This window comes from Rossellomorea sp. LjRoot5 (assembly GCF_964253455.1).
GTDB lineage: Bacteria > Bacillota > Bacilli > Bacillales > Bacillaceae_B > Rossellomorea.
In genome coordinates this window covers 457501-481709 of sequence record NZ_CAXUQN020000001.1, presented here as the reverse complement: position 1 = coordinate 481709, position 24209 = coordinate 457501, and the positions used below count along the sequence as shown (strand labels likewise).

Annotated in this window: 18 protein-coding genes and 2 rRNA genes (1 of these 20 running past the window's edge); 8 read left to right on the top strand and 12 right to left on the bottom strand. The window is 46.0% G+C overall.

Going from position 1 to position 24209, the window contains the following annotated elements; all coding sequences use genetic code 11:
• Positions 1-39: 39 nt before the first annotated feature.
• The 4 genes from ACSQ2E_RS02400 to ACSQ2E_RS02385 form a co-directional block, all read right to left on the bottom strand.
• Positions 40-258, bottom strand: coding sequence for a DUF2922 domain-containing protein (locus ACSQ2E_RS02400; protein ID WP_098438972.1), 219 nt, complete (start codon positions 256-258; stop codon positions 40-42).
• A 40-nt stretch (positions 259-298) separates the two neighbouring features.
• Entirely contained in the window at positions 299-517 is a 219-nt protein-coding gene (locus ACSQ2E_RS02395) for a DUF1659 domain-containing protein (protein WP_060672475.1), read from the bottom strand.
• A gap of 131 nt (positions 518-648) precedes the next feature.
• Positions 649-2028 carry a Glu/Leu/Phe/Val family dehydrogenase gene (locus ACSQ2E_RS02390; RefSeq protein ID WP_435989176.1) on the bottom strand — a complete coding sequence of 460 codons (1380 nt, stop codon included), beginning with the start codon at positions 2026-2028 and terminating at the stop codon, positions 649-651.
• 216 nt (positions 2029-2244) lie between these two features.
• On the bottom strand, positions 2245-3246 hold the full coding sequence (locus ACSQ2E_RS02385) for a hypothetical protein (RefSeq protein WP_435989175.1): 1002 nt from the start codon (positions 3244-3246) through the stop codon (positions 2245-2247).
• A 344-nt stretch (positions 3247-3590) separates the two neighbouring features.
• On the opposite strand from ACSQ2E_RS02385, the gene ACSQ2E_RS02380 reads away from it, so the two are divergent.
• The 7 genes from ACSQ2E_RS02380 to ACSQ2E_RS02350 all read left to right on the top strand — a co-directional run bounded on the left by ACSQ2E_RS02380 (position 3591) and on the right by ACSQ2E_RS02350 (position 12072).
• Complete coding sequence (locus tag ACSQ2E_RS02380) at positions 3591-4379, top strand: ABC transporter ATP-binding protein (protein ID WP_435989174.1); 789 nt, start codon at positions 3591-3593, stop codon at positions 4377-4379.
• Positions 4363-5118 carry an ABC transporter permease gene (locus ACSQ2E_RS02375; protein ID WP_061810393.1) on the top strand — a complete coding sequence of 252 codons (756 nt, stop codon included), beginning with the start codon at positions 4363-4365 and terminating at the stop codon, positions 5116-5118. The genes ACSQ2E_RS02380 and ACSQ2E_RS02375 overlap by 17 nt, the downstream gene beginning before the upstream one ends.
• Before the next feature lie 39 nt (positions 5119-5157).
• Complete coding sequence (locus ACSQ2E_RS02370; protein ID WP_435989173.1) at positions 5158-6153, top strand: aliphatic sulfonate ABC transporter substrate-binding protein; 996 nt, start codon at positions 5158-5160, stop codon at positions 6151-6153.
• A gap of 62 nt (positions 6154-6215) precedes the next feature.
• A complete protein-coding gene (locus tag ACSQ2E_RS02365; RefSeq protein ID WP_435989172.1) occupies positions 6216-6806 on the top strand; it encodes an SCO family protein in 591 nt (196 codons plus the stop codon).
• Between the two features lie 399 nt (positions 6807-7205).
• Positions 7206-9617 (top strand): putative bifunctional diguanylate cyclase/phosphodiesterase, encoded by a 2412-nt coding sequence (locus ACSQ2E_RS02360; RefSeq protein WP_435989171.1) that lies wholly within the window; start codon positions 7206-7208, stop codon positions 9615-9617.
• A 197-nt stretch (positions 9618-9814) separates the two neighbouring features.
• Positions 9815-10735 carry a UTP--glucose-1-phosphate uridylyltransferase GalU gene (gene galU / locus ACSQ2E_RS02355; protein WP_435989170.1) on the top strand — a complete coding sequence of 307 codons (921 nt, stop codon included), beginning with the start codon at positions 9815-9817 and terminating at the stop codon, positions 10733-10735.
• Complete coding sequence (locus ACSQ2E_RS02350; protein ID WP_435989169.1) at positions 10732-12072, top strand: UDP-glucose dehydrogenase family protein; 1341 nt, start codon at positions 10732-10734, stop codon at positions 12070-12072. Before galU ends, ACSQ2E_RS02350 begins: the two co-directional genes overlap by 4 nt.
• Positions 12073-12086: 14 nt before the next feature.
• Here ACSQ2E_RS02350 and ACSQ2E_RS02345 read toward each other — a convergent pair whose 3' ends face one another.
• The 5 genes from ACSQ2E_RS02345 to ACSQ2E_RS02325 all read right to left on the bottom strand — a co-directional run bounded on the left by ACSQ2E_RS02345 (position 12087) and on the right by ACSQ2E_RS02325 (position 17817).
• A complete protein-coding gene (locus tag ACSQ2E_RS02345) occupies positions 12087-13208 on the bottom strand; it encodes a histidine kinase N-terminal domain-containing protein (RefSeq protein ID WP_435989168.1) in 1122 nt (373 codons plus the stop codon).
• 176 nt (positions 13209-13384) lie between these two features.
• Positions 13385-14413, bottom strand: coding sequence for a MupG family TIM beta-alpha barrel fold protein (locus tag ACSQ2E_RS02340; RefSeq protein ID WP_435989167.1), 1029 nt, complete (start codon positions 14411-14413; stop codon positions 13385-13387).
• Positions 14410-15768 carry a PTS transporter subunit EIIC gene (locus tag ACSQ2E_RS02335; RefSeq protein WP_435989166.1) on the bottom strand — a complete coding sequence of 453 codons (1359 nt, stop codon included), beginning with the start codon at positions 15766-15768 and terminating at the stop codon, positions 14410-14412. Before ACSQ2E_RS02335 ends, ACSQ2E_RS02340 begins: the two co-directional genes overlap by 4 nt.
• A gap of 94 nt (positions 15769-15862) precedes the next feature.
• Entirely contained in the window at positions 15863-16765 is a 903-nt protein-coding gene (gene murQ / locus ACSQ2E_RS02330; RefSeq protein WP_435989165.1) for an N-acetylmuramic acid 6-phosphate etherase, read from the bottom strand.
• Positions 16766-17271: 506 nt separating this feature from the next.
• A complete protein-coding gene (locus ACSQ2E_RS02325) occupies positions 17272-17817 on the bottom strand; it encodes a competence protein ComK (RefSeq protein ID WP_435994366.1) in 546 nt (181 codons plus the stop codon).
• A gap of 279 nt (positions 17818-18096) precedes the next feature.
• On the opposite strand from ACSQ2E_RS02325, the gene ACSQ2E_RS02320 reads away from it, so the two are divergent.
• Positions 18097-21039 carry an EAL domain-containing protein gene (locus tag ACSQ2E_RS02320; RefSeq protein WP_435989164.1) on the top strand — a complete coding sequence of 981 codons (2943 nt, stop codon included), beginning with the start codon at positions 18097-18099 and terminating at the stop codon, positions 21037-21039.
• Between the two features lie 130 nt (positions 21040-21169).
• On the opposite strand, the gene ACSQ2E_RS02315 is transcribed toward ACSQ2E_RS02320, so the two are convergent.
• The 3 genes from ACSQ2E_RS02315 to ACSQ2E_RS02305 all read right to left on the bottom strand — a co-directional run.
• Positions 21170-22009, bottom strand: coding sequence for a tyrosine-type recombinase/integrase (locus ACSQ2E_RS02315; RefSeq protein WP_435989163.1), 840 nt, complete (start codon positions 22007-22009; stop codon positions 21170-21172).
• 738 nt (positions 22010-22747) lie between these two features.
• Positions 22748-22864 (bottom strand): 5S ribosomal RNA (gene rrf, locus ACSQ2E_RS02310).
• A gap of 104 nt (positions 22865-22968) precedes the next feature.
• Positions 22969-24209 (bottom strand): 23S ribosomal RNA (locus ACSQ2E_RS02305); it runs 1696 nt beyond the window's last position.

Below are 24209 nucleotides of genomic sequence, written 5' to 3'. Positions count from 1 at the left end.
CGTAATGGTTTCCGCTGCCTTTAAAATTCCTCCACTAAATTACATCACATCATAATCCGTCACATTACGTTCCACCACCCGGGCACCTTCCACACTCACAAATGCCCCCGTCGCACTTGCGAACACATTTGTCGTGATCAGATTATCCATCGCTGCTTTCACCGCTACCGTATCAATCGGCTCGATCGGGTCGTTAATGGATAACTTCGCTGACTTCCCCGTCTCGGTTTTAAATTCCAGTTCCAATACTTTTGCCATCGTTTATACCTCCTTCCCATGTGGTATCACTCACTTTCTCTTACTCATTAATGTCAAAACTCTGGAGCTTCTCAACGTTGAAAAGTGCTTTGGATGAAAGACTTGCGATGGATAAAGCCGCACTGTTCATCTCATCGGCTGATGCCAGGGCATTGATGTAGCTGTACGATTTGTACGCGAACTTAGGCTTTCCTTTCTCATCCTGACCATCATTGTAAGCGAGACGAATTCTCGTCGACTTCAGATCCGCTGTTGCCATGTGCCTCACCTCCTTTCACCCTTTATATAGGCGAAGGCGAGACAGAAAGACACCTTTCATAAAAATATTTAGAGGGACGGACCTCGACTCCTAGCACCAGCTCCTAGGAATAGAGGTCCGTCCCTCAAATGTTAATACAGTTTCCCTTGTCGATATAGGACCGTCGAGAGTTTCATGACGGAGTGGATGTAGCAGTTCTGGCGGAGTGGGAAAGGGTCTCCGAAGAAGAGGGGCAGGACGGTGTCAAGGGTGGTTTTCATTTTGTCGTAGAGGAGGTTGAAGACTTCTTCCTCTGTGTAGAACTGGGTTTCCCTCCCTTGCAGCCATTCGAAGTAGGAGACGATCACCCCTCCTGCATTGGCCAGGATGTCGGGGATGACGATGACACCCTTATCACTCAAGTACGAATCCGCTTCAGTCGTAATTGGCGCGTTCGCCCCTTCCACGATGATTCTTGCTTTCACTTTCCCTACATTATCCTTATGTACCTGATCTTCAAGGGCAGCGAGCATCAGAACGTCAACGTCCAAATACAGGACCTCATCACGCTCTTGAATTTCCGCCTTTACGCCTATTTCCTTCAATTGTCCATCTTCAGTCGGCAGGTCACCCTTATTCTTCATCGTGAACTCGACCAGTGCCGGGATATCAAGACCATCTGCATTGTACAGGGTCACATTCCGGTCGCTCACCGCCACCACTTTGTTTTGCAGATGAGTGGACTGGTGAGCTTCAAGGGCCGCAACCGACCCGACGTTCCCGAATCCCTGGACGGCGATCGTCAACGGTCTATCCTCATAATCAAGGGCCGTTTTCGCAAATACATTATCCGTCTTCGTCAGCAGGCTCTTCTGCTCCTTCACGAAATTATGGACGAGGTAACGGAATGTAAAGAACACGCCTTTCCCCGTCGCCTCCCGTCGGCCAAGGGACCCGCCATTCACGACGCTTTTCCCGGTAAAGCTTCCTCTATATGGCATCCCGGGGCGAATACTCTTGTACTCGGCCATCATCCAGTCCATTTCCCGTTCGCCGGATCCCATATCAGGAGCCGGTATATCCTTATCAGGTCCGAGGATATCACTAAAGTACTGCACATATTTCCTCGCAATCAAATGAAGCTCCTTCTCGGAATACTCGCGGGGATTCAGGATGATCCCGCCTTTCCCGCCGCCGAACGGTACGTCATGAAGGGCATTCTTCAACGTCATCAACGACGCCAGATTCACGACCTCTTCTTCATTCACCGACTCATGAAAACGGATCCCTCCCTTATATGGTCCGAGGGCATTGTTATGCTGAACGCGGAACGCCGGGATCCGGACGACTTTCTCATCATCCAGTGGAACCCTCAAATACGATTTATGTACGTGATTCGGCGTCGACAGAATCGAGGTCAACGACGTAAACGCTTTCTTTCGGTTCTCACCTTTCACTTCCGGTAAAAATAACTGATCCTCTAGTAACGCATTTAATGATTTTTGGACAATATCTCTCGTTTGGCTGATCAAATTTGGTCCCTCCTATTGGTTTTAAAGAAAATTTTGGTATTTAGTATAGGGTTACCCTCTTTGGGGTGGTTAAAAACGACTAGTTTCATATTCGGCATGGAAATTCCAGCATGGCAAACGCCACATATTGAGGATGGGAGATAGTTGTCAGGTGACGTTGTCTCTGAGCAAGAAAGAGACATCCCCGAAAAACGGGATGCCTCTTTTAACCTTACTCTACCAACTGTGATAAATGATTGTTCCATTTTCCACTTTTAATAATTCCCCCGAGTCCCCTTCCTCGACTATATAAGGTTCTCCGCTCTCGATGACAGTGTCAACCAAGGCAGCGAATTGTTCCCTTGTGTACTTCTTAGACTGAAAGGTCATCAGGTCGATAAAAAGGTCTTTATACTCCACGTTGGCTGCTGATACGAGAGAAACGGTGGCGATTATTTTCCTGCCGATGATGACATTGGACACATCCGAGTTTGGGGTATAGTAAAAACGCGCTCCATATTTTCTCGCAATGTCGTCATATCCTTTTCCGATTTTATAGATACTGAAATCACGACTTAGTTTAAACGTATGGCCATTAGGATCTGTCATCGTAAATTCCAGCGGGTACAGCTCATCTTCCGGATCGTTCTCATCTAAGCTATCTTCCTTTTCTTCAGATACTGTACCGCTGTTGCTTACTTCTTTTGGTTTCGAAGCTTGTTCTTCCCTCTGGTTTTGAGCTAATTTCTCTTCTTCCCTGCGTTTTTGGGCTACTCTCTCTTCTTCCTTACGCTTATTCTCTTCAGCTTCTGCTTTCGCCATGTTGATTTCGTCCTCCACTATGACAGACCTTTTTTTGTTTTCTAAACGGTTTTCTTGGTTCGTTACCTTCTCTGTCTTTTGGTCAACTTCCTCGACCTCCCCCCTTGGTTCCACTGCCATTTTTTTAAGATACTGAACTGACTTCAACTTGTACTCTTCTATAGAATTCAACATTTGTTCTTCTTCCGTTTTATGCAGGTTCCCCTCCCCTTCTTCATAAACTGCTTGGGTTTCCTCTTCCGCCTGCACGTATCGTTCATGTTCCGGTCCTTTCTCTGTTCCTGAAATGATGTAAATGGTAAGCAATGAAAATACGAAAATACCAAGTGCTGCTGCAATGAGACTACCCCGTTTATCACCTTTCCAAATCCTGTTTTTTGAAGTTCTTGAAAGGTTTTCTTTGTTTAAATTTTTCATTTTTTTCCTCCTGTCATAAATGGAAATTTTTTAACGCCTGGTACGAGAAACGTGTAGATCGAATCACTGTAATGATGAAACCAATCTGCAACCAGCCTATTGTCAGACATCCCATTCCCCTCGTTTTTCCTTTATATACATTAGACGATGCTGCCCCTGTAAATATTTCATTTATTTGGATATTTTTTCATTTTATTTACAAATATTCTGATTAGGTTGACAAATGCTTCTTTTTTTCTGTTACCGAAATAAAGGAAACCTTGACAACCTCCCCCAATATACTATAATTGTATTATTTATATTCCGACTAAACTAATAAGAATTATAAGATAAGGGGTGATGAGATGTTCATCGAGATCAACCATTTAAATAAGCAATATCTTGATAAGACGGGTAGGCCCACAGACGTGCTAAAAGAGATTAATCTCGAAATTGATAAGGGTGAATTCGTCTCCATCCTGGGACCATCGGGTTGCGGGAAATCCACCCTCCTTTCGATTGTGGCAGGATTGACCGACTCTACATCCGGAGAAGTCCTTGTAGACGGAAATCCGATCAAGAAACCCGGAAAAGACCGGGGCATGGTCTTCCAGCAGGCTGCGCTGTTCCCGTGGCTGAATGTCCGGGACAACGTCACATTCCCTTTGAAAAAAGAAATGTCCAAGAAAGAAGCAAGAGCCCAGGCCGCCAAATACTTACATATGGTCCAGCTCGGAAACTATCAGGATCATTATCCCCATGAGCTTTCTGGAGGAATGCAGCAGCGGGTGGCAATCGCCCGTGCCCTCTCCATGAATCCAGAGATCCTGCTCATGGATGAACCATTCGGCGCCTTGGATGAACAGACCCGCTCACGCCTCCACCACCAGCTTGAAACGATCTGGATGGAAACGAAGAAGACCGTCCTGTTCGTCACTCACAGTATCTCGGAGTCTATCAAGCTATCAGACCGGATCATCGTCATGGGGACCCGGCCCGGAACGATTTTAGCGGATATCAAAGTGGATATCCCTCGTTCACGGGATGCCCATAAGGAAGAAATGGTGAAAATTGAAGAACATATCATGAGCTATTTAAAGAAGGAAATCGACAAAGTGATAAGTGAGGAATTGGCATATGAACACAGCTCTTAAACGCATCATCTTTTTTGCCCTCATCATCGGCCTTTGGGAATCGGGGTCACGATTGGGATTCTGGACGGAAATCATCCTTCCATCACCTACATCCGTTTTCCATTCACTCTACACAGGGATTGCCGATCAGACCCTGATTATCGATCTGATCGCGAGCTTTAAACGGCTCTTCATCGGTCTTGGGATTTCGTTAGTCATCGGCACAAGCATCGGCGTACTTCTGGCAAAATCAAAAACTGCCGACGATACGCTCGGATCTTTGCTACTCGCTTTTCAAAGTGTACCGAGCATCGTCTGGCTGCCACTGGCCATCATGTGGTTCGGACTCAATGAAAAAGCTGTCATATTCGTGGTCATCCTCGGGGGAACATTCGTCATGGCCCTGAACATCCGGATGGGGATCAAAAACGTCTCCCCCCTCTTTTTAAAAGCCGCACAAACGATGGGCTCGAGAGGATTGGACTTATTCATCCGGGTCATCTTTCCGGCGTCGATCCCCTATGTGGTCACCGGATCGCGCCTTGCCTGGGCATTCGCATGGCGGGCACTGATGGCAGGCGAACTCCTCAGTACCGGTCCGGGGCTTGGATACACGCTCCGCTACGCCTCGGATTTCGGTGACATGAGTCTTGTGATCGCCGTCATGATCATCATCGGTGTCATCGGGGCCATCGTCGATCAATTGCTTTTCCAGCGCATCGAGAAATCCGTCATCAAACGCTGGGGATTGGAATCGTAAACAAATTTGCGGGTTCACCCGCACTTAGGAGGATAAATAATGAAAAAGATGTTTTTACTTGTCACGATTTTCTTCACATTCCTTGGGATTCTCGCCGGCTGCGGGACTGAAAAGAGCTCGGGTGGCGATGTAAGCAAGAAAGTCGTCATCGGTTATTTCCCTAATATTAACCACGTCCCGGCCATGGTTGCAAAAGACAAAGGATTTTATGAAAAACAGCTGGGAGACGGCACGAAGGTGGAATACAAAACATTCCCGGATGGTTCTTCGTTCATGACCGCCTTGAAAACGGGTGATATCGATGCGGGTCTTGTGGGACCTGGTCCAGCGATGAATAACTATATGACCGGTGCCGACGTGAAAATCATCGGTGGCGGATCGACTGGTGGAACCGTGGTCCTTGCGAGTAAAGAAAGCGGCGTGAAGTCTATTGAGGATTTTGCAGGCAAATCTTTCATCACGCCGGCAGTCGGTTGTACTCATGATGTCCAGGTGGAAACCTTCCTCGGCGAGCACGGGATCGAGTCCCAGCGCATCGGGGGCACGATGAAGCACGTAACAGGAAACCCTGCACAATATGCGAACATGCTGAAATCCGGAAAAGTCGACATTGCCGTCGCTCCTGAACCTTGGGCAGCCGTGATCCAACAGGAAACAGGCGCCAACATCATCATCAATTATGATGAAATTTCTTTCGGGGAAACACTACCTGCTTCCGTACTCGTGGCGTCAGGGAAATCGGTAAAAGAACATCCTGACACGATTCAAAAGATCGTCGATGCCCATAAAGAAGCGACTTCATTTATAGAAGAAAATCCTGAAGAAGCGAAAGAAATCACGATCAAAGACGTAAAAGAAGTCACAGGCCAGGAACTGAGTAAAGAAGTCGTCGACCAGGCATGGGAACGAATCGGATTCACCTACAAAGTGGATTCAGACGCCGTCCAGGCATTCGCCGACTCCTCTTACGAACTCAAATTCCTGAAAGAAAAACCAGAATTCACCGATCTCATCGACAAACAATTCATCGACTAACGAAGCAAGGTCCGTCCCTCCACGTGGAGGGACGGACCTCTATTATAGAAGGGGGTAGCGCAGTGGGTGTGAAGTCTATGGTTTCAATCGTGGCATTGGGTTTTCTGTTGTTGGGTGGATGTCAGCGGCAGGATGCGGAGGAGTCGTTTCCGATGAAGGTGGAGGTCGGGGACTTATCCGCCGTTGATCAGAATGGGGAGAAGACGTCGCTTGCCGCTCTCAATAAAGGGAAGATCGTGGTGGCCGATTTTATTTTCACGAATTGTGATACGGTCTGTCTGCCGATGACGGCGAATATGGCTAAGCTTCAGAAAAAGATTGGGGAGGCCGGGTGGGAGGATGAGGTCCAATTGGTTTCGATCAGCGTCGATCCGGCGCATGACACTCCGGATGTGCTGAAGGAATACAGCAGCCGGTATGAATTCAATGCCGGGAACTGGAGCTTCCTGACGGGATACACCCGGGATGAGATTGAATCTTTCGCCAATGTGTCGTTTAAAACTCCTGCCGCGGAGGTAGAAGGTTCAAATCAGTTTGTGCACGGGACCTCTTTTTATCTGGTGAGTGAGAACGGGATTTTGTTGAAACAGTATGAAGGTGTGTCGAATCCGCCTTATGAGGAAATGATTGAAGATATGGAGCGATTGAAGTGACCTTTCCGGGTGGTTCGGGGAGGTTTTTTATTGTTTGAGGACTTTTTGGGAGTAAGGGAGGGTATTCTTCCATTGTAACCGTACTTTTTCAAATCCTTCTCACCTCTATTTCAGGAATCATGCCACTTTCGGGAAGGATCGAGCGTTATTTGGGATTTTCGTGCGGTATGAAAATGATTCATGCCCAATATACAGGAATCATGCCGCTTTTCAAATAATCATGCCGGTTTGTCGAAAAATCTCTAGCCGCTTCCCCCTCCCTGGTTTTCGAAATCCCCGAAGCAGTACTTCCCACCTTCACTCCCTTGTCGATTAACAGAAGAAAAACATAAAAAATAAGAAAATTCCGTCGAAATACATGATATACTGTTAGAAATAGGTATTTGGACGGAGGTACAAATGGCTGATTCCCTACTAATTTTCATAAATATAACCATGAGTGTTTTATTATCGGCTGGCTGCAGCTATTTGGCACTGAAGGAAGCGTTCAAGCGAAACGGCCAGAAACAACTGGTGAGCAAAAAGGATTTATGGCTCCCTTCCTTTATTTATACAATATTTTATTGCATGCTCCACGCTTCCGTGATGTTGATGGTTTCATACGAGATTTTCATCCAACGGTTCATCTATTTCGCTCCAATCTTTTTGGTCATTTGTTTTTTCAGTATTTATCTGTCTCTCCGTCTATTTCAGGACGTGAATACGGATAAGGTTCACTTTATCAAGGGAGGGTTCATCTTTTCCCTGATCATGATGGCGGGGAATTTCGCCACGTATATCGGGTTGATTTATCCTTATGTTGAATTAAAACCGATGTACATAGGTTTAACGATCTTGATGACCCTTGGTGTGACGTTCCCTTTTTTCCGGATGCTCCTGCAACTCAACAATCAGGAAAACAGTTCCTATCGAGGGAAAACGCAAGCATTCTGGAGCTTTATTATGGGGCTTGGTTTCTCAGGTATTACCTATCTGACGGCTTACTCCCTTCTTTCACCAGAGAAATATGGACCGCAGCTTTCCCGGGTGGAAAACAATCAGATGCTTCCTTTTATCATTGAGATGGGCATCCTGCTGGCACTCTGGTTCATTCCGGACCAATTGGCCCATGATTTACATAAAAAACAGATGAAGGATATTTACGAGAAAGAACAGGAATACAGGTCCTTATATCAGAATAATCTTTCTGCCATTTTCACGTATAATCGAGATGGTGTCATTATAGAGGCCAATAATAGAGCTGCGGATATGACGGGCTACCCTATGGATATGATGATTGGTCAAGGCTTCCAATCGTATGTCATGGAGAAGGATCTGGACGAGATCCAGACCGCATTCCAGAAATCCTTGATCGGTGAGCCCTCGAAGTTCGAAATGAAATTCCCCCATCGGAAAGGGCACATTATGTCCCTTCAGGTCATTGTGGTACCGATCTACCTCGATGGGGAAGTGACGGGGGCTCATGTCCTGGCGACGGATATTACGGAAGCGATCCGGGATAAGGAGCAAATTCAATACCTCGCTTATCATGATGAACTGACAGGATTACCGAACCGGCGCTATTTTAATGAAGAGTTCGAGAAGAAAGTACAGGAGGGTCATGAGCAGATGGCCATCCTGCTACTCGACTTGAACCGATTTAAAATCGTCAATGATACATTGGGCCATGGATACGGGGATGAGCTCATCTCCCGTGTAGGGAAAAGATGTGTAAAAGTGCTGGGAACGAAAGACTTCATTGCACGGATGAGCGGTGACGAGTTCATCGTCCTTCTTCCTTCCATCAGATGCCGGAATGACGTCCATAAGGTGGCGGCTGCGATTCATGAAAGTCTGGAGACCCCATTTGATATCGGGGGCCATGACATCATCACGTCCACTTCCATCGGGATTTCCCTCTACCCGAATGACGGTCATGATCTTTCCACCTTGTTGAAAAAGGCCGACATCGCCATGTATACGATGAAAAAGAGCGAAGGCGCGTATCAGCTTTTATTTTCCGATCAACTTGAGGAGAAAGGCATCAACCCGATCGAGCTTGAGGAGAACCTGAGAAAAGCGCTGATCAACGAAGAGTTTGAACTGTATTACCAGCCCCAACTCTCCTTGATGACAAACAAGATCGTCGGGGTGGAAGCGTTGGTCAGATGGAATCACCCGGTCAAAGGGCTGATTTCACCCGTGGACTTCATTCCTTTAGCTGAAGAAACGGGACTGATCATTCCACTGGGCCACCGCATCCTAATTGAAGCCTGCAAGCAGCTGAAGATTTGGATTCAGGAGGGTCATGAGTTCAAGATCTCAATCAATGTCTCTTCCCGTCAATTTCATGATGCTACATTTGTCGACATGGTGAGGGATGTGCTGAACACATACAACGTCCCCCCTTCCCTCATCGAACTCGAAGTCACGGAAAGCACGACGATGCATCATGTGGAAGAAGCCCTGACGAAACTGACTGCCCTACGGGAAATCGGCGTATCCATTGCCATTGATGATTTCGGCATTGAATACAGCTCGTTAAGCTACCTGCAGAAATTCTCGATTCAAACGTTGAAGATTGATCGGAGCTTCATCATGGGACTGGATGATCATGAGTCCAATAAAGCGATCGTTTCCGCCATTCATGCCATGGCCAAGCATTTGAATCTGACCATCGTGGCAGAAGGGGTGGAAACCGAATCCCAACTGGCATGGTTGAAGGAATTGGAATGTGAGTATGCCCAAGGGTATTACTTTAGCCGGCCAGTGCCGGCTGGGGAGCTGAGTGACTATATTAATGATCGGAAATTCGAGGCTGCCATCGGTTAAGAAACCTGTTGGAAATATAAGTGTGAAGTTAGTCCCGGCGGATTTCTGGCGGGACTTTTTTTGTAAAAGAGGACGATTTTATAAAGACAGATACTAATCTCATCTAAATTCCACATAAAACCAACCTTTCCCAAGGGATATCCCACCCCATCCTCTGATAATATAAATAGAGATACATATTTTCGGAGGTGTTTAGCGTGAAGCAACCCAATCTGTCCTTACCCAAGAAGAACGTAACAAAAGCCATCATCCCGGCAGCCGGCTTAGGCACACGATTTCTCCCGGCCACGAAGGCCCAACCGAAGGAAATGCTTCCAATCGTAGATAAACCAACCATTCAATACATCATAGAAGAGGCCGTGCATTCCGGGATCACGGATATCATCATCATTACCGGTCGCGGCAAGAGAAGTATCGAGGATCACTTTGATAAATCATATGAATTAGAAGCAACCTTGGAGAAAAAGGAAAAATGGGACGCCCTTGAAGAAGTCCAGTCAATTGCGAATCTCGCAAACATTCACTATATCAGACAGAAGGAGCCCCTGGGGTTGGGCCATGCCGTCCTATGTGCCCGGTCCTTCATCGGGGATGATCCGTTTGCCGTCATGCTCGGGGACGATATGATCCTATCTGAACAACCGTGTGTCAGTCAGCTGATCGAATCGTTTGATGAGTTTCAAGCACCGATCATCGGGGTTCAGGAAGTGCTGGATGAAGAAGTATCGAAGTACGGGATTGTCAGCCCTTACCTAATGGAAAAAGCGAAAGATGACCATATTCACCGAATCCGGGGGCTGGTTGAAAAACCTCTTCCACATGAAGCTCCTTCTAACCTGGCAATCATGGGAAGATACATTCTAACTCCTGAGATTTTTTCTTATTTAGATCGATTACAATTGGGGAGAGGCGGAGAATTTCAGTTGACCGACGCATTAAACCACTATAATCAAGAACACTCTATGTATGCCAAAGTATTTGACGGAGACCGCTATGACATCGGAGATAAGTTCGGCTTCATTAAAGCGACGATTGAGTGTGCAATGAAAAGACCGGAACTCCAATCGTCATTGACCTCCTACTTGAAAGAATTGCTTGAAAAGGAGGTAACGGAATGAATGTTTCTGTAATCGGTGCCGGCTATGTGGGCCTTGTCACAGGGGCATGCCTGGCAGAGATTGGACACCACGTCATTTGTCTGGACGCAAACAAAGAAAAAGTGAAGAGGTTAAAGAAGGGAGAGTCCCCTATCTATGAGCCGGGATTAGACAAATTATTGAAAAAGACCAACCAATCCGGTCATCTGTCCTTTACCACAGAATATCCCGTTGCCTGCAAAAAGGCTGAAGTCATCATCATAGCGGTGGGAACTCCTTCCCGTCCGGATGGTTCTGCCGACCTGTCCGCCCTTCAGGACGTGGCGGAGAAAATCGGCTCGCATGCCCGTGACAACGGTACGATTGTGGTGACGAAGAGTACCGTTCCCGTGGGGACCAATCGCAAGGTTCAATCCTGGTTAGCCACTCATTCGTCTTCAGCCGCCAGATTCAAGATTGCTTCCAATCCCGAATTTCTAAGAGAAGGATCCGCCATCCATGATACGTTCAACGGTGACCGGATTGTCATCGGTACGGATGATGAAGAGTCCGCCATGAGATTAGAAACTCTGGTCGCACCGTTTGGGGTACCGGTTTTACACACCTCAATCGAAAGTGCTGAAATGATCAAATATTCCTCTAATGCCTTTTTAGCAACCAAGATCAGCTTCATCAATGAAATCGCCAATTTATGCGAAAAGCTTGGAGCGAACGTAGAAGATGTGGCGAGAGGAATGGGCATGGATCAGCGCATCGGCTCTTCGTTTCTTCAAGCCGGTATAGGCTATGGTGGCTCATGCTTTCCGAAAGACACGAATGCACTCGTGCAAATGGCTGGGGAGATGGAGCATGAATTCGAATTATTAGAATCCGTCATTCACGTAAATGCCAAACAACAAGTGAAATTGGTGAAAATGGCGAAACAACATTTTAAGGATCTGAAAGGAAAGCGGGCAGGGATATTGGGTCTGTCCTTCAAACCCAATACCGATGACATTAGAGAAGCTGCTTCCATGGAAATGATCAAACAGCTGCTGACAGAAGGAGTCCATCTTACAGTATACGACCCAGTGGCCATGGAAAATACGAGATCTGTCCATGGATCCAGTGTCTCATTCGCCGACAATTGCTTCGAAGCCATCGAGGATCAGGACATGTTGTTTATTGCGACCGAATGGGAAGAGTTTAAAGTGTTACGATTAAAAACCATTTCCAAGCTTATGAAAACCCCCATCCTCTTTGATGGTCGTAATTGTTTTTCCCTTGAGGAGGCGAAGGAAGCCAGAATCCATTATTATTCCATCGGAAGACCTGCCGTTACTCATACTCCCGCTATGAAAAAACCCCATTCCTGGTGAATGAGGTTTTTTCATTACATTATGACGTTTGATTCAACAGGGATCCCAATCGTAAACGTGGTCCAATTATCATCAGAATGACAGTATATTTCACCACCATGCTTTTCAATCAACTTCTTACAAATATAAAGACCGATCCCGGTCCCGAGATCTTTCGTAGTGTAAAAAGGTTCAAAGATTGCTTCGATGGTTTCTTCTTTGATCTGAGGGCCATTGTTGGAGATGACGAGATTCGTCCTGCCATCCTTCACATCACAGGCGACATTGATCTGCCTGTACTCGTCCACTTCTTGAAGGGCGTCGATGGAGTTCATGATGAGGTTGAGGAATACCTGCCTTAACTCATCACGGTTTCCAAGCACCTTGATATCTTCCTCACATTTGAAATCGATTGACACATCCCCATCCAGGAGGCTCGGATACAGGAACTCGATGGTTTCTTCCAGGTGATCGGTCAGGATGATTTCTTCCCTTGTACTATCGATCAGGTCTTTTCTCGATACGTGAAGGAATTGAGAGATGCGGTAATTTAGTTGCTCAAGCTCATGCTGCATGATATCCAGGTAGGGGAGATCAGGGTAGCCGTTCTGCAGAAGCTTGGTGAAACCGATGATGGACGTCAGGGGGTTCCGAAATTCGTGAACGAAGCTTGAACTCATCTGACCTAGGATCGTCAATCGTTCCTTGTGGGTCTGGTCGATATACAGTTCCTTCTCCTGGAGCTGCTGCTCTTTTATTTCCGTATATTTTCTGACAGCTAGATAGGAAAATCGGTCAAATAACGAATTAATATCTTCAATCAAGGGCTGCAATGCCCGCAGTTCGATTCCAGAATTACTCACCCATTTAATGATGATGCTCTTGCCTATATTCACGTTATATACAAATTCGCTGATATTCACGTTGGCATTGACCCGTTCATGAGCCGTCTTGTTGGCAAGTGTGGTGATTTCTTCTTCCGTGAGGGGCTTCACAATCGCACGCTTCACTAATTGAAACATCTTCACACCATTGTTCAATACTTCTTCTTTATATATATCATTATCTGAAATGACGATACTTTTGCGCCAATTATGTAGAAATTCGTCTGAATGATCTTCCAGGTATTGTATCAGCATGGTTGAAGCACTAGTCATTGATTGGCATTCCCTTCATTCCGGTTATTGTCGAAATATTCGTTGATAATATCATAACAGAAAAATGGAGAAATATAATGAGTATATTTAAATATGTCATGAAAAGAGGCACTTGGCTAGATCCCTCGTTGAAAGTGAAAAAGAGCATGAGGATGCCCCCCATACTCTTTTCACTACTAGTTAAGAAGGTCCGTCCCTCTGACCACTCGAAGCTTTTGACCCGGTTTAAAAGATTCCAGTAAAGGAAGGTCTTCGTCACACACTCTTCCTACCACATTGACTGCGGGGTTACTCTCTAAGTCCCGTCGAACAATCTGCATTTCACCCTTATACCGCCCATACAGATCATTATCCTGTGTAATCGTACCCCGTGGCCGCTCCTCGGTAAGTTGTGGAGGAATCTCGCTTTCCGTCCTTGTGTCCAACAACCGAAACACATCCCGGCCCGGATCCGGTCTGAGCTGGTACTCCCCTTGGATTCCATCACTTCCTCTGTACGAGAGCTCGATGACATCCTCCTGATCAAAGCGTACAAGTTTCCCCAGCAGTTCCACAGAACAGCCCGGGTCGCCAACGAATACACCCGACACGCCCCACCGTTTCAATTGTACGGCACTGACATAAGGACTTTGACCTCGGTGGTCTTCCAAAGTGGGAAGTCCCAGATGGAGAGGGCCACGCTTCTTTTCATCCCCCGGTATAAACGCATAGATGGGAATACTGAGCGTATCATACAGATGTTGCTGCTCCAGAAAATACTCCTCATCCAACCCTGTTTCCGGTTTCGGATAAAAATTATGCCAGGCGATCATGTTCTCTGTTTCCAGCCCGCAATCGATCCACCGCTTCAGTTCTTTTTCACCAACGGTACTGGCATTTATGGCGATCCGAAACTGACGGGATAACTCGAGCATTTCATCCGTCGTGAATCCATCGTCCAGTCTCAGTGACGTGACGCCCAGTTCCTTCAGCTCTTCAAAATGATGAAGCCCAAGCATGGCAGGCGTCTTCTTTGACACATCGGCAAACACCTGGAATCCTTCCCTTTTAAAAAGGGACAGGAGACCTCTCACCCTCTCAGTGCTTATGCCTGATTCTTCCGGAATATGAAGGGAGGTAAAAGCGAGTTTGACCCCTGTTGAAGAGGCACGAAGAATCCTCGCCTCAGCATCTTCATCAGACAGATAGACGGAAATTCCGATCATTCAAACTCACTCGCCATTTCATCCTTGAACCCAAACAGGTACGTCAAAGCAAATCCTGCCGCATAGGCAATCAATAGTCCAAGAGTATAGTAGAGGATCTCCCCGGCGTTGACTAAGAAGATCAAAGGCAGACCGGATACCCCGATGGCGAACGTCGCTACATCGAAGTACGCCTGGAATGCTCCACCGAAGCCTGCTCCTAAACAAGCCGTCAGGAACGGTCTTCCTAATGGAAGGGTGACACCGAAAATCAATGGCTCACCGATTCCAAGCATCCCGGCAGGAAGCGCCCCGCCGATTGCCCGCTTCAGCTTCTTCTTTTTCGTTTTCATGAAGATGGCAAACGCCGCTCCAACCTGCCCGGCTCCGCCCATGGCAAGGATCGGTAATAGCGGATCGTCTCCGATCGTATTGATCAGTTCCAAATGCACAGGCGTCAATCCTTGATGCAAGCCTGTCACAACGAGAGGCAGGAAAGTTGCGCCAAGGACGAATCCTGCAACAAGGCCACCCATGTCAATAAGAGAAAGGAGACCATTTGTAATAATGTCAGAAATAAAACCGCCGACCGGCATAAATACCGTGTACGTCAATAAACCTGTAACGAGTAACGCTATCGTCGGCGTCACAATGATATCGACCGCCTGAGGAATGACCTTTCGAACGTTCTTTTCAACAAATGCGATGAAGATGGCTGCAATCAGCACACCGATCAATCCACCCCGGCCAGGCAGCAGATTTTCTCCGAATAGTGTTACATCACCAATCGCGGGATTGATGATCAATATCCCCGCCAAGCCACCAAGTGCCGCCGATCCGCCGAATTCCTTTGCTGCATTCATCCCGACCAGGATGCCGAGGTAACCGAATAACCCGCTTCCGATAATCGAAAGCATCATGACAAGCTGGGATTCCCCGTTCAGCCAGCCTGCCTGCACGAAGAACTTCGTGAACCCTGTGATCAAACCAGATGCAATCAGTGCCGGGATGAGGGGAATGAAGATATTCGCCACGCGTCTTAGAAGCAGCTTGAATGGCGTCGCGTTCTTTTTCTTCAGATCAGCCTTTTGCTCTGCTGCCCGTGTCTTCAGGTCAAGATCTCCTTTTGTGGCGACAACGAGCTTTCCGAATTCTTCCGTCACTTTATTGACCTTACCCGGCCCAAGGATGACCTGGTACGTTTCATCCTCCACGAACCCAAATACTCCTTCTATCTTCTTGATTTCGGCTTTCTGAACAAGGTCCTCGTTATACACCTTCACTCTCAATCTCGTCATGCAATGTTCATAGTTTGCGATATTATCAGCACCGCCAAACCGTTCCAAAATGACTCCTGCCAATTCTTTATTCGTCACTTTCACCTTCCCCTTTCGTTCCATTTATCGATTGATTGTCCCTCCCATTCTATTTCTATGAACGGATGGGGACAGGTACCCCTATACGATAAGACTATTTTTCAATGGCCAGCCGGACATATCCGTTGGCATCTTCCAGGCGGCTCTTCGCTTCTTCGTACTCACAACCGAGGGTAATCATCACAATCGAAGGTTTCACTTCATTATTCGCCTTCTCAAGCGTCGCTGCTGCCGTTTCTTTATCGGCCCCCGTGATGTTCTCGATGATGCCGATCGCCCGCTGCTCAAGCTTGTAATTGCTGATATTCACATCCACCATCAGGTTTCCGTAGGCTTTTCCAAGCTTGATCATGCTTGCTGTGGAAATCATATTCAGCACCATTTTCTGAGCCGTACCCGCCTTTAACCGAGTGGATCCCGTCAATGCTTCGGGACCTGCATCCACTTCGATGGCAAGCTCCGCTTCGGCAGAAATTTTCGATCCTTTATTACAGGAAAGAGCCACCGCTGTCGCCCCTAACTCCCTTGCATATTTCAGTCCCCCGATGACATACGGGGTACGTCCGCTTGCTGCGATCCCGACAACCGTGTCCATAGGAGTCAATTCGATCTCTTTCAGGTCTGACACGCCTAACCCCTCATCATCTTCGGCTCCTTCCACCGCTTTCACGAATGCCTTCTCACCGCCGGCAATCAAACCGACGACGACGTCACTATCCACGCTGAACGTCGGCGGGCATTCCACCGCATCCAGGACACCGAGCCTTCCGCTTGTACCGGCTCCCATGTAAATCAATCTTCCGCCTCGAGAGATGGATGTCACGACCTTATCGACCACTCCTTCTATTTGTGGGATGACCACTTTGACAGCCTCGGCCACCTTCTGATCTTCCTCATTCATCATGTGAAGAATATCACCGGTACTCGCTGTATCGATTCCGAGCGTATTCTGATTCACCTTCTCTGTTGATAATTCAAAAACATTATCTTCTTTCACAAGTCATTCCTCCCAGAAATCTGTATGCGTTTTCATTAATTCCATTATACTCGCTTTTAAAATAATATTTCAATTAGATTTTATATTATATGAAATTAAATTTTAGAATAGACCGTTGTTTTTGATGGGAATAGTGGGGAAGTTTTCTATTTTAATAGTTATTTTTGTAACCGTTGTCGATGAATGGGAAAGTGCTGGTTGATTTCCGCTGCAGGTGCTCGCTTTCCGCGAGGCGTGAGTTGAGCCTCCTCGGGCTTTGCCATGCGGGGTCTCAACTTTCCCGCTATTCCCCGTCGGAGTCGAGCACCTTCCGCTCCAATCAACTTCATGAGCATATAAAATAGTAAAAACACCTACAAGTTTCAGAGTTTATCCAATCCATTCTGGTTAACGGCTCATTACTAGATTCAATTATTTAACACACTCATTTTTTTAAAACAACGACAAATAGGAGTTGGAACACGTTTCCTACTCCTGTTTTTTAATATTCGATTGTTTGATACCTTTTAGAGTTCCGTCCCTCTGAGATCGGCGCCGAGTTCGTCCAGGTTCTGGAGGTGTGAGTGGAATCCGGGGAGGTGGAGTCCGGTTTCGTTGCGGTTCATGGATGAGATGGTCGGGATGGTGGAGAAATGGGTCATGGTGACTGCTGCCCTCTCCCTTTGTTTGGTGATGACGCTTTCTGAACAGTTGATTTCAAGCTGCTCTCCATTCGTGAAGTGCACATAGGTTTTTCCTTCTCTGGTGGAGGTTGAATCGATATGCTGGCAGAAGAGCCACATACAATCATAATCGGTTGGGGCCATGGTGGGTATCGCATAGATGTATTGCTGCGGGCAGATCATAAGAGGTGTTTTTCTAAGGTAGTCAAATGCATGCCGGACGGCTTTGATCCTTCCATCGTACGTGGACCTGTAAGTCATACAGGATTCGTCCAGAATTTCCATGGAGGATTTTTCACTGTAAGTCTTCCTCCTATCAAAGTCGTGGACGACCGACTGATGAACCCCATCATACGCCGGACAAATTGCAACAGTTCTTCGAGTAACCATCTCTTTTAAACCTTTCAAATCGAACACCTTCCTTTTCCCTTTTTCTCATAAGCCTCTATTATCAGAATCTTCTTAGATATGAGACTTTATTACTATTATATACTTTTTCCATAATATTTCCATTTCTATTTTGGTTTTTTTGAGAAAAATCTCATAATTTGAGGAAATGAGTGTTTTTTCGTCGAAAACACTCCATGGTCCATTCCATTTTGCAACCTTATTATGGTATATTTTTCATAGTATATTGTAGGTTCCTTTATGTTGAAAGGGGAAAATGGTTTGTTAAATGTTATTAACCTTCTTAGAAAATCGCAAAATGATTCAGTTGATGACAAACATCTGATGAATATGTATGAATTGTTGTTCCACCACTACCCTAACCCCGTTTACATTCTGGATGTTGATGGTAGTATGATCGCGTCTAATGCAGCATCTAAGGTTATGTGCGGGAAAAAGGTTAAGAATATTCAGCAATTCATTGCGAACTGTATACCTCAACCTTATATCCCTACTACACTCGATCATTACTCGAAAGCTTTAAACGGCGAATACCAGCAGTATCATAGTGTACATATTCTTAAGGATGGACAGCTCATGGATACAAGTGTCCAGCTTCAGCCCTTATTCAATCAGAACGAAATCTTTGGTGTTGTGCTTCTGATTAGTGATGTCACCGAAATGGAAGCCCAGAAAGCCATCCTTTCAAAACTTGAAATGAATGTCCACAATGTAGAAGAGCTGGTGGACATCGGGACGTGGGACTTTAATATTGTCGAAAATAAAGCGCTGTGGTCAGATCAAATGTATGAGATGTTTGACTTGGGTATAGATGAGTCGCCTACCTATGAAAAAGTGTATGAACGAATCCATCCTGATGATCGGGAAAACTTCGATTTACATTTTAAGAAAGCCATTGAAGAGAAAACCATTTTCAGCATATCTTATCGAATCATTAAAAGAGACGGTTCAGAGCGCGTGCTGAATCAATATGCCGATGTCCTGCTTGATGAAATGGGGCAACCGGTTCGCATGATCGGAACGTCCCATGATATCACCGAACAAGTTCAGATCCAATCGAAAATGGAAGAGCAAGAAGAGCATGTCAAGAAAATCTATGATAATCTTGACGCCGGAATCTGGTCCGTGGATGTACGAGAGAAAAAAGTACTGTTTGCTTCGACAGGAATTGAAAGCATTTCCGGCTACACCTCTTGGGAATTTGAAGAAGGGTCGATTGTGTGGGCAGACCTCATCTTTCCAGAAGATCTTTCCTATTACCATTCAAGGCAGGAAACACTGTCGACGGCCAAACCACCGAAAGAACGCTACCGTATCACGCATAAAGATGGCAGTATACGCTGGGTGGAGGATAACACGATACCCGTGTTTGATCAGGAAGGAGCACTCATCCGCTTGGACGGGATCATCACCGATGTAACTGAACAGATCAAATCAGAAGAAACCATGGCCCACCTGGCTTACCATGACTACTTAACCGACCTTCCAAACCGACGGATGTTTGAAAATGAACTGGATGATGTACTTGCGAGTGCGGGCATATTACAGAAACAATTTACCATTCTGTACATAGATATGGATGGCTTTAAACGGATCAACGACACCCTTGGACATCTAAAAGGAGATGTTCTATTAAAAGAGATCTCCACCCGACTGCGTGAGAAGACCCCTGATCTGGATCTTGTTGCTAGAATGGGAGGAGATGAATTCACCATCCTCCTTCGTGACATTAAGGATTCAGAAGAAGCTGTGTCGTTTGCCCAAAAGCTGATTACATCATTGGAAGAACCATTCTTCATCTCAGGCTACGAGTTATTTGTTACAGCAAGCATTGGAATGACCCTCTATCCAATCGATGGGGAAGACTCAGAGACTCTCATAAGCAGGGCAGATACCGCTTTATACCGAGCGAAAGAAATGGGGAAAAATAATTTCCAAATTTATGCGTCTTCAATGAATATCGAATCCTATAAACTATTCCAGTTAGAAAAGGATCTTCGTAAAGCGATAAAAAACAATGAACTCCTTTTGTATTACCAGCCAAAGGTGGATACTAAAACAGGTAGCCTCGTAGGAGCAGAAGCCTTAATCAGATGGCAGCACCCTGAATGGGGATTAGTCTCTCCTCATGAATTCATTCCAATCGCCGAAGAAAACGGGCTTATCATCTCTATCACCGATTGGGTGATTCAAACAGTATGTGAGCAATTAAGAGAATGGGACCGTTCAAATGTTCACACTGTCCCGATATCCATTAATATGTCTCCCAAACGCTTTCTGCGGAATGAATGGATGCAGACCATGCTCAATATTATAGAAGAGACGGGAGTGGATCCCTCTCTACTCGATCTTGAAATTACAGAAAGTGTCCTGATCCAGAACGAAGAGTCGTTCATTTCATCAGTGAAAAGATTGAAAGAGATCGGCATACAATTTTCCCTGGATGACTTTGGAACCGGATTCTCTTCCCTTTTATACTTGAAGAAATTCAATGTAGATACCGTAAAGATAGACCGGAGTTTCATCCGGGACTACCTGAACGAAAGTGATTCCGAGATTACGAAATCAATCATCCACCTTGCACATGGATTGCATTTAAACGTAGTAGCTGAAGGCGTGGAGACTGAAGATCAGAGAACCTTCCTCGAGCAGCAGGGGTGTGACATCATACAAGGATACCTGTTCAGTAAACCAGTCCCTTCAGAAGACTTTCTCGCATTTTTATTAAAGCCGGTTCTATCAACCCAACAAACTCAGCCTATAATCCCTGTAGAGGAAAGGCGGGAAGTATTCAGAATTGACTTCACGCACTCCCTAAGCGCGGACATGACGATCGCAAGCGTGAATGGGAAGCAGGCTCTGGTAGGAACAACAGAAGTGTTGGTAGAGAACATGGGACCCGGTGGATTGCGATTCCTGACTCATTTGCGGCTGCCTGTATCACCTGGGATCACTTTTGATTTTCATACACATATACTTGGTGAATCAGTCAGTCTTCCCGGGAAAATAGTATGGAAACAGGAACAAAAGTCGGACTTCTTCTTATACGGTGTTCAATTCATCCTCACCCCTTCAGAGCAGACGAAATTGACGAAGCTATTGAATAAATTGTCCATTGAGGTGTTGAAGACTCCTATACCAGAGGGATGTCCATTTATTATAATAGAAGGAATTGAGTATCTATCCAATAAAATGACAAAGTAGACCTCTTTTATGTATGGCAGATAGACATGTGGTTTATCTGCCTTTTGCATTTAAATTGCCAGTCCATCAAGAAGATTTTCATTAATGACCTGGATGGAGATTTTGTTTACAATTTCTTTTTCACAAAATGTCATCCTTCAGTCGAAAAAGTCTTTCGAATCGCATCTTCGTATTCTGACTGCTGCACTCTGGATCTCGCATATTTTTTGGTTACGTTAATATCCTTATGACCAGCGAGCTTAGAGACCACTTCCAGGCTCACACCCTTATCAATCAATTGCTGACAAAAGGTATGGCGTAATTTCTGAGCATTCACACCGTATTTCTTTAACATATACTGCACAGATCTCTCAGTTAACCTCTCATTTGATTTTGACACAAACAACGCCTTCTCCGTAGGATTGAGTGGTAAATACTTCATGAGATGATCTTTAAGTTCATCAGATAGGGGGATCACCCTTTCTTCCCCGTGAGGTGACATTACCTTCAGATGGCCTTCATGAAAGTCAACATCAGACTGAGCCAATCCACAAAGCTCAGACACCCTTATCCCGGTGTGGAGGAGCATGTATACAATGGCTATGTTTCTTTCACTCTCATGCTCTCGTACTTCAGATAACAACATCTCACAATCTTTCTTCGTAAGAACATCTATTTCATCATTCTTATCTGCCTTTTGAATTTGGATCCCCAACGTGAGATGGGGTTTCTTTAAATATTTTGAAAAAGTTCTGATTGCTCCCAGAATTTTATCTGTAGTAATTGGGCTCTTTCCCTTCTCTTCTAAAAATAGGATGTAGTCCTGAACATCTTTCTGAGTCAAATCTCCAAGCTTTTGCTGATTTCCCTGAAGCCAATGTTCAAATTTCTTAAGTTCTTGATGGTAAGTCGAAATGGTATTTAATGATTTCCCTTCCTGTTCAAGCCACTTTAAAAACGAATCAATCGAAGTACTAGAAGAACCTTGCAAGAGTACCACCCTTTCAGATCAAACCTCTATTTACTTAATATCGTAGAACGAACGGAAGAAGAAGTCAACTTCTCCGAATATAAGATGTATGAATTGAATGATTAGTATGTATTAAAACCTTTTCGTGTTTATTTAGATGGAGTATTTAATAAGCTATTCTTACTTCACAAATGCCTTCCAACGGGTATGGAGGGTATGACTGGTGATATGAGTTACGGATCAAATCTTAGTCCGTTTCGCTCGTGTTTTAGCGTTTAGGGGATGGGATTTCCATGGTCTACAAAGCGGGTATTTAATACTTTGAATCCATATATAGGTGGGAATGATGAACTTTTCATGAGGGGACTGATCCTGGATTTGGGGAATTGGCCGTTATTGCTGAGATTATGAACTTAAATGTGGACTTGGGCAGGTTAAGGTGTGGATTCTTTTAATTGAATCACCTTCTCGCGGTGGAATCATGCGTCATTAGATAGAAATCATGCCGGTTTTACGATTATCGTGCGGGGGATGAGTTTTTCATGCGGCGTTGTGATTTATCATGCGAGATTTTAAATAATCGTGCCAAGGTGTCGAATTTTCATTGCAACGACCTCACCAGTAGACTCATCCCCCATCTAATTCACTTCTTCGTCAACAGGCAGTCACTCCGTTCCTAAAACAGCGTCTCTTTCACTATGTTTTTCAAACAAAAACCAAAAAAAGAGCAACTCACAATGAGCTACTCTTTTCACATTTGCCTGGCGACGTCCTACTCTCACAGGGGGAGATCCCCCAACTACCATCGGCGCTGAAGAGCTTAACTTCCGTGTTCGGCATGGGAACGGGTGTGACCTCTTCGCCATTGTCACCAGACGAATATTCAATTGAAGGGATTGTTCCTTCAAAACTAGATAAAGAATTGATGTCAAGAAAGCCGAATATCGACCCATTGTTGTTCATTAAAATAATGACTCTTTGTGGTTAAGTCCTCGATCGATTAGTATCAGTCAACTCCACATGTCGCCATGCTTCCATCTCTGACCTATCTACCTAGTCATCTTCTAGGGATCTTACTCACTTACGTGATGGGAAATCTCATCTCGAGGGGGGCTTCATGCTTAGATGCTTTCAGCACTTATCCCTTCCGCACATAGCTACCCAGCGATGCCTTTGGCAAGACAACTGGTACACCAGCGGTGCGTCCATCCCGGTCCTCTCGTACTAAGGACAGCTCCTCTCAAATTTCCTGCGCCCACGACGGATAGGGACCGAACTGTCTCACGACGTTCTGAACCCAGCTCGCGTACCGCTTTAATGGGCGAACAGCCCAACCCTTGGGACCGACTACAGCCCCAGGATGCGATGAGCCGACATCGAGGTGCCAAACCTCCCCGTCGATGTGGACTCTTGGGGGAGATAAGCCTGTTATCCCCGGGGTAGCTTTTATCCGTTGAGCGATGGCCCTTCCATGCGGAACCACCGGATCACTAAGCCCGACTTTCGTCCCTGCTCGACTTGTAGGTCTCGCAGTCAAGCTCCCTTGTGCCTTTACACTCTGCGAATGATTTCCAACCATTCTGAGGGAACCTTTGGGCGCCTCCGTTACTCTTTAGGAGGCGACCGCCCCAGTCAAACTGCCCACCTGACACTGTCTCCCACCCCGATAAGGGGCGCGGGTTAGAATTTCAATACAGCCAGGGTAGTATCCCACCGATGCCTCCACCGAAGCTTGTGCTCCGGTTTCCAAGGCTCCTACCTATCCTGTACAAGCTGTACCAAAATTCAATATCAGGCTACAGTAAAGCTCCACGGGGTCTTTCCGTCCTGTCGCGGGTAACCTGCATCTTCACAGGTACTATAATTTCACCGAGTCTCTCGTTGAGACAGTGCCCAGATCGTTACGCCTTTCGTGCGGGTCGGAACTTACCCGACAAGGAATTTCGCTACCTTAGGACCGTTATAGTTACGGCCGCCGTTTACTGGGGCTTCGATTCGCACCTTCGCTTACGCTAAGCACTCCTCTTAACCTTCCAGCACCGGGCAGGCGTCAGCCCCTATACTTCGCCTTACGGCTTCGCAGAGACCTGTGTTTTTGCTAAACAGTCGCCTGGGCCTATTCACTGCGGCTCTCTCGGGCTTGCACCCTACCAGAGCACCCCTTCTCCCGAAGTTACGGGGTCATTTTGCCGAGTTCCTTAACGAGAGTTCTCTCGCTCAC

Bases quoted from the DNA above. Each gene is read 5' to 3' on its own strand.
- ACSQ2E_RS02400 (WP_098438972.1), bottom strand. From the start codon at position 258: ATGGCAAAAGTATTGGAACTGGAATTTAAAACCGAGACGGGGAAGTCA.
- ACSQ2E_RS02395 (WP_060672475.1), bottom strand. From the start codon at position 517: ATGGCAACAGCGGATCTGAAGTCGACGAGAATTCGTCTCGCTTACAAT.
- ACSQ2E_RS02385 (WP_435989175.1), bottom strand. From the start codon at position 3,246: ATGAAAAATTTAAACAAAGAAAACCTTTCAAGAACTTCAAAAAACAGG.
- ACSQ2E_RS02380 (WP_435989174.1), top strand. From the start codon at position 3,591: ATGTTCATCGAGATCAACCATTTAAATAAGCAATATCTTGATAAGACG.
- ACSQ2E_RS02375 (WP_061810393.1), top strand. From the start codon at position 4,363: ATGAACACAGCTCTTAAACGCATCATCTTTTTTGCCCTCATCATCGGC.
- ACSQ2E_RS02370 (WP_435989173.1), top strand. From the start codon at position 5,158: ATGAAAAAGATGTTTTTACTTGTCACGATTTTCTTCACATTCCTTGGG.
- ACSQ2E_RS02360 (WP_435989171.1), top strand. From the start codon at position 7,206: ATGGCTGATTCCCTACTAATTTTCATAAATATAACCATGAGTGTTTTA.
- ACSQ2E_RS02350 (WP_435989169.1), top strand. From the start codon at position 10,732: ATGAATGTTTCTGTAATCGGTGCCGGCTATGTGGGCCTTGTCACAGGG.
- ACSQ2E_RS02345 (WP_435989168.1), bottom strand. From the start codon at position 13,208: ATGACTAGTGCTTCAACCATGCTGATACAATACCTGGAAGATCATTCA.
- ACSQ2E_RS02340 (WP_435989167.1), bottom strand. From the start codon at position 14,413: ATGATCGGAATTTCCGTCTATCTGTCTGATGAAGATGCTGAGGCGAGG.
- ACSQ2E_RS02325 (WP_435994366.1), bottom strand. From the start codon at position 17,817: ATGGTTACTCGAAGAACTGTTGCAATTTGTCCGGCGTATGATGGGGTT.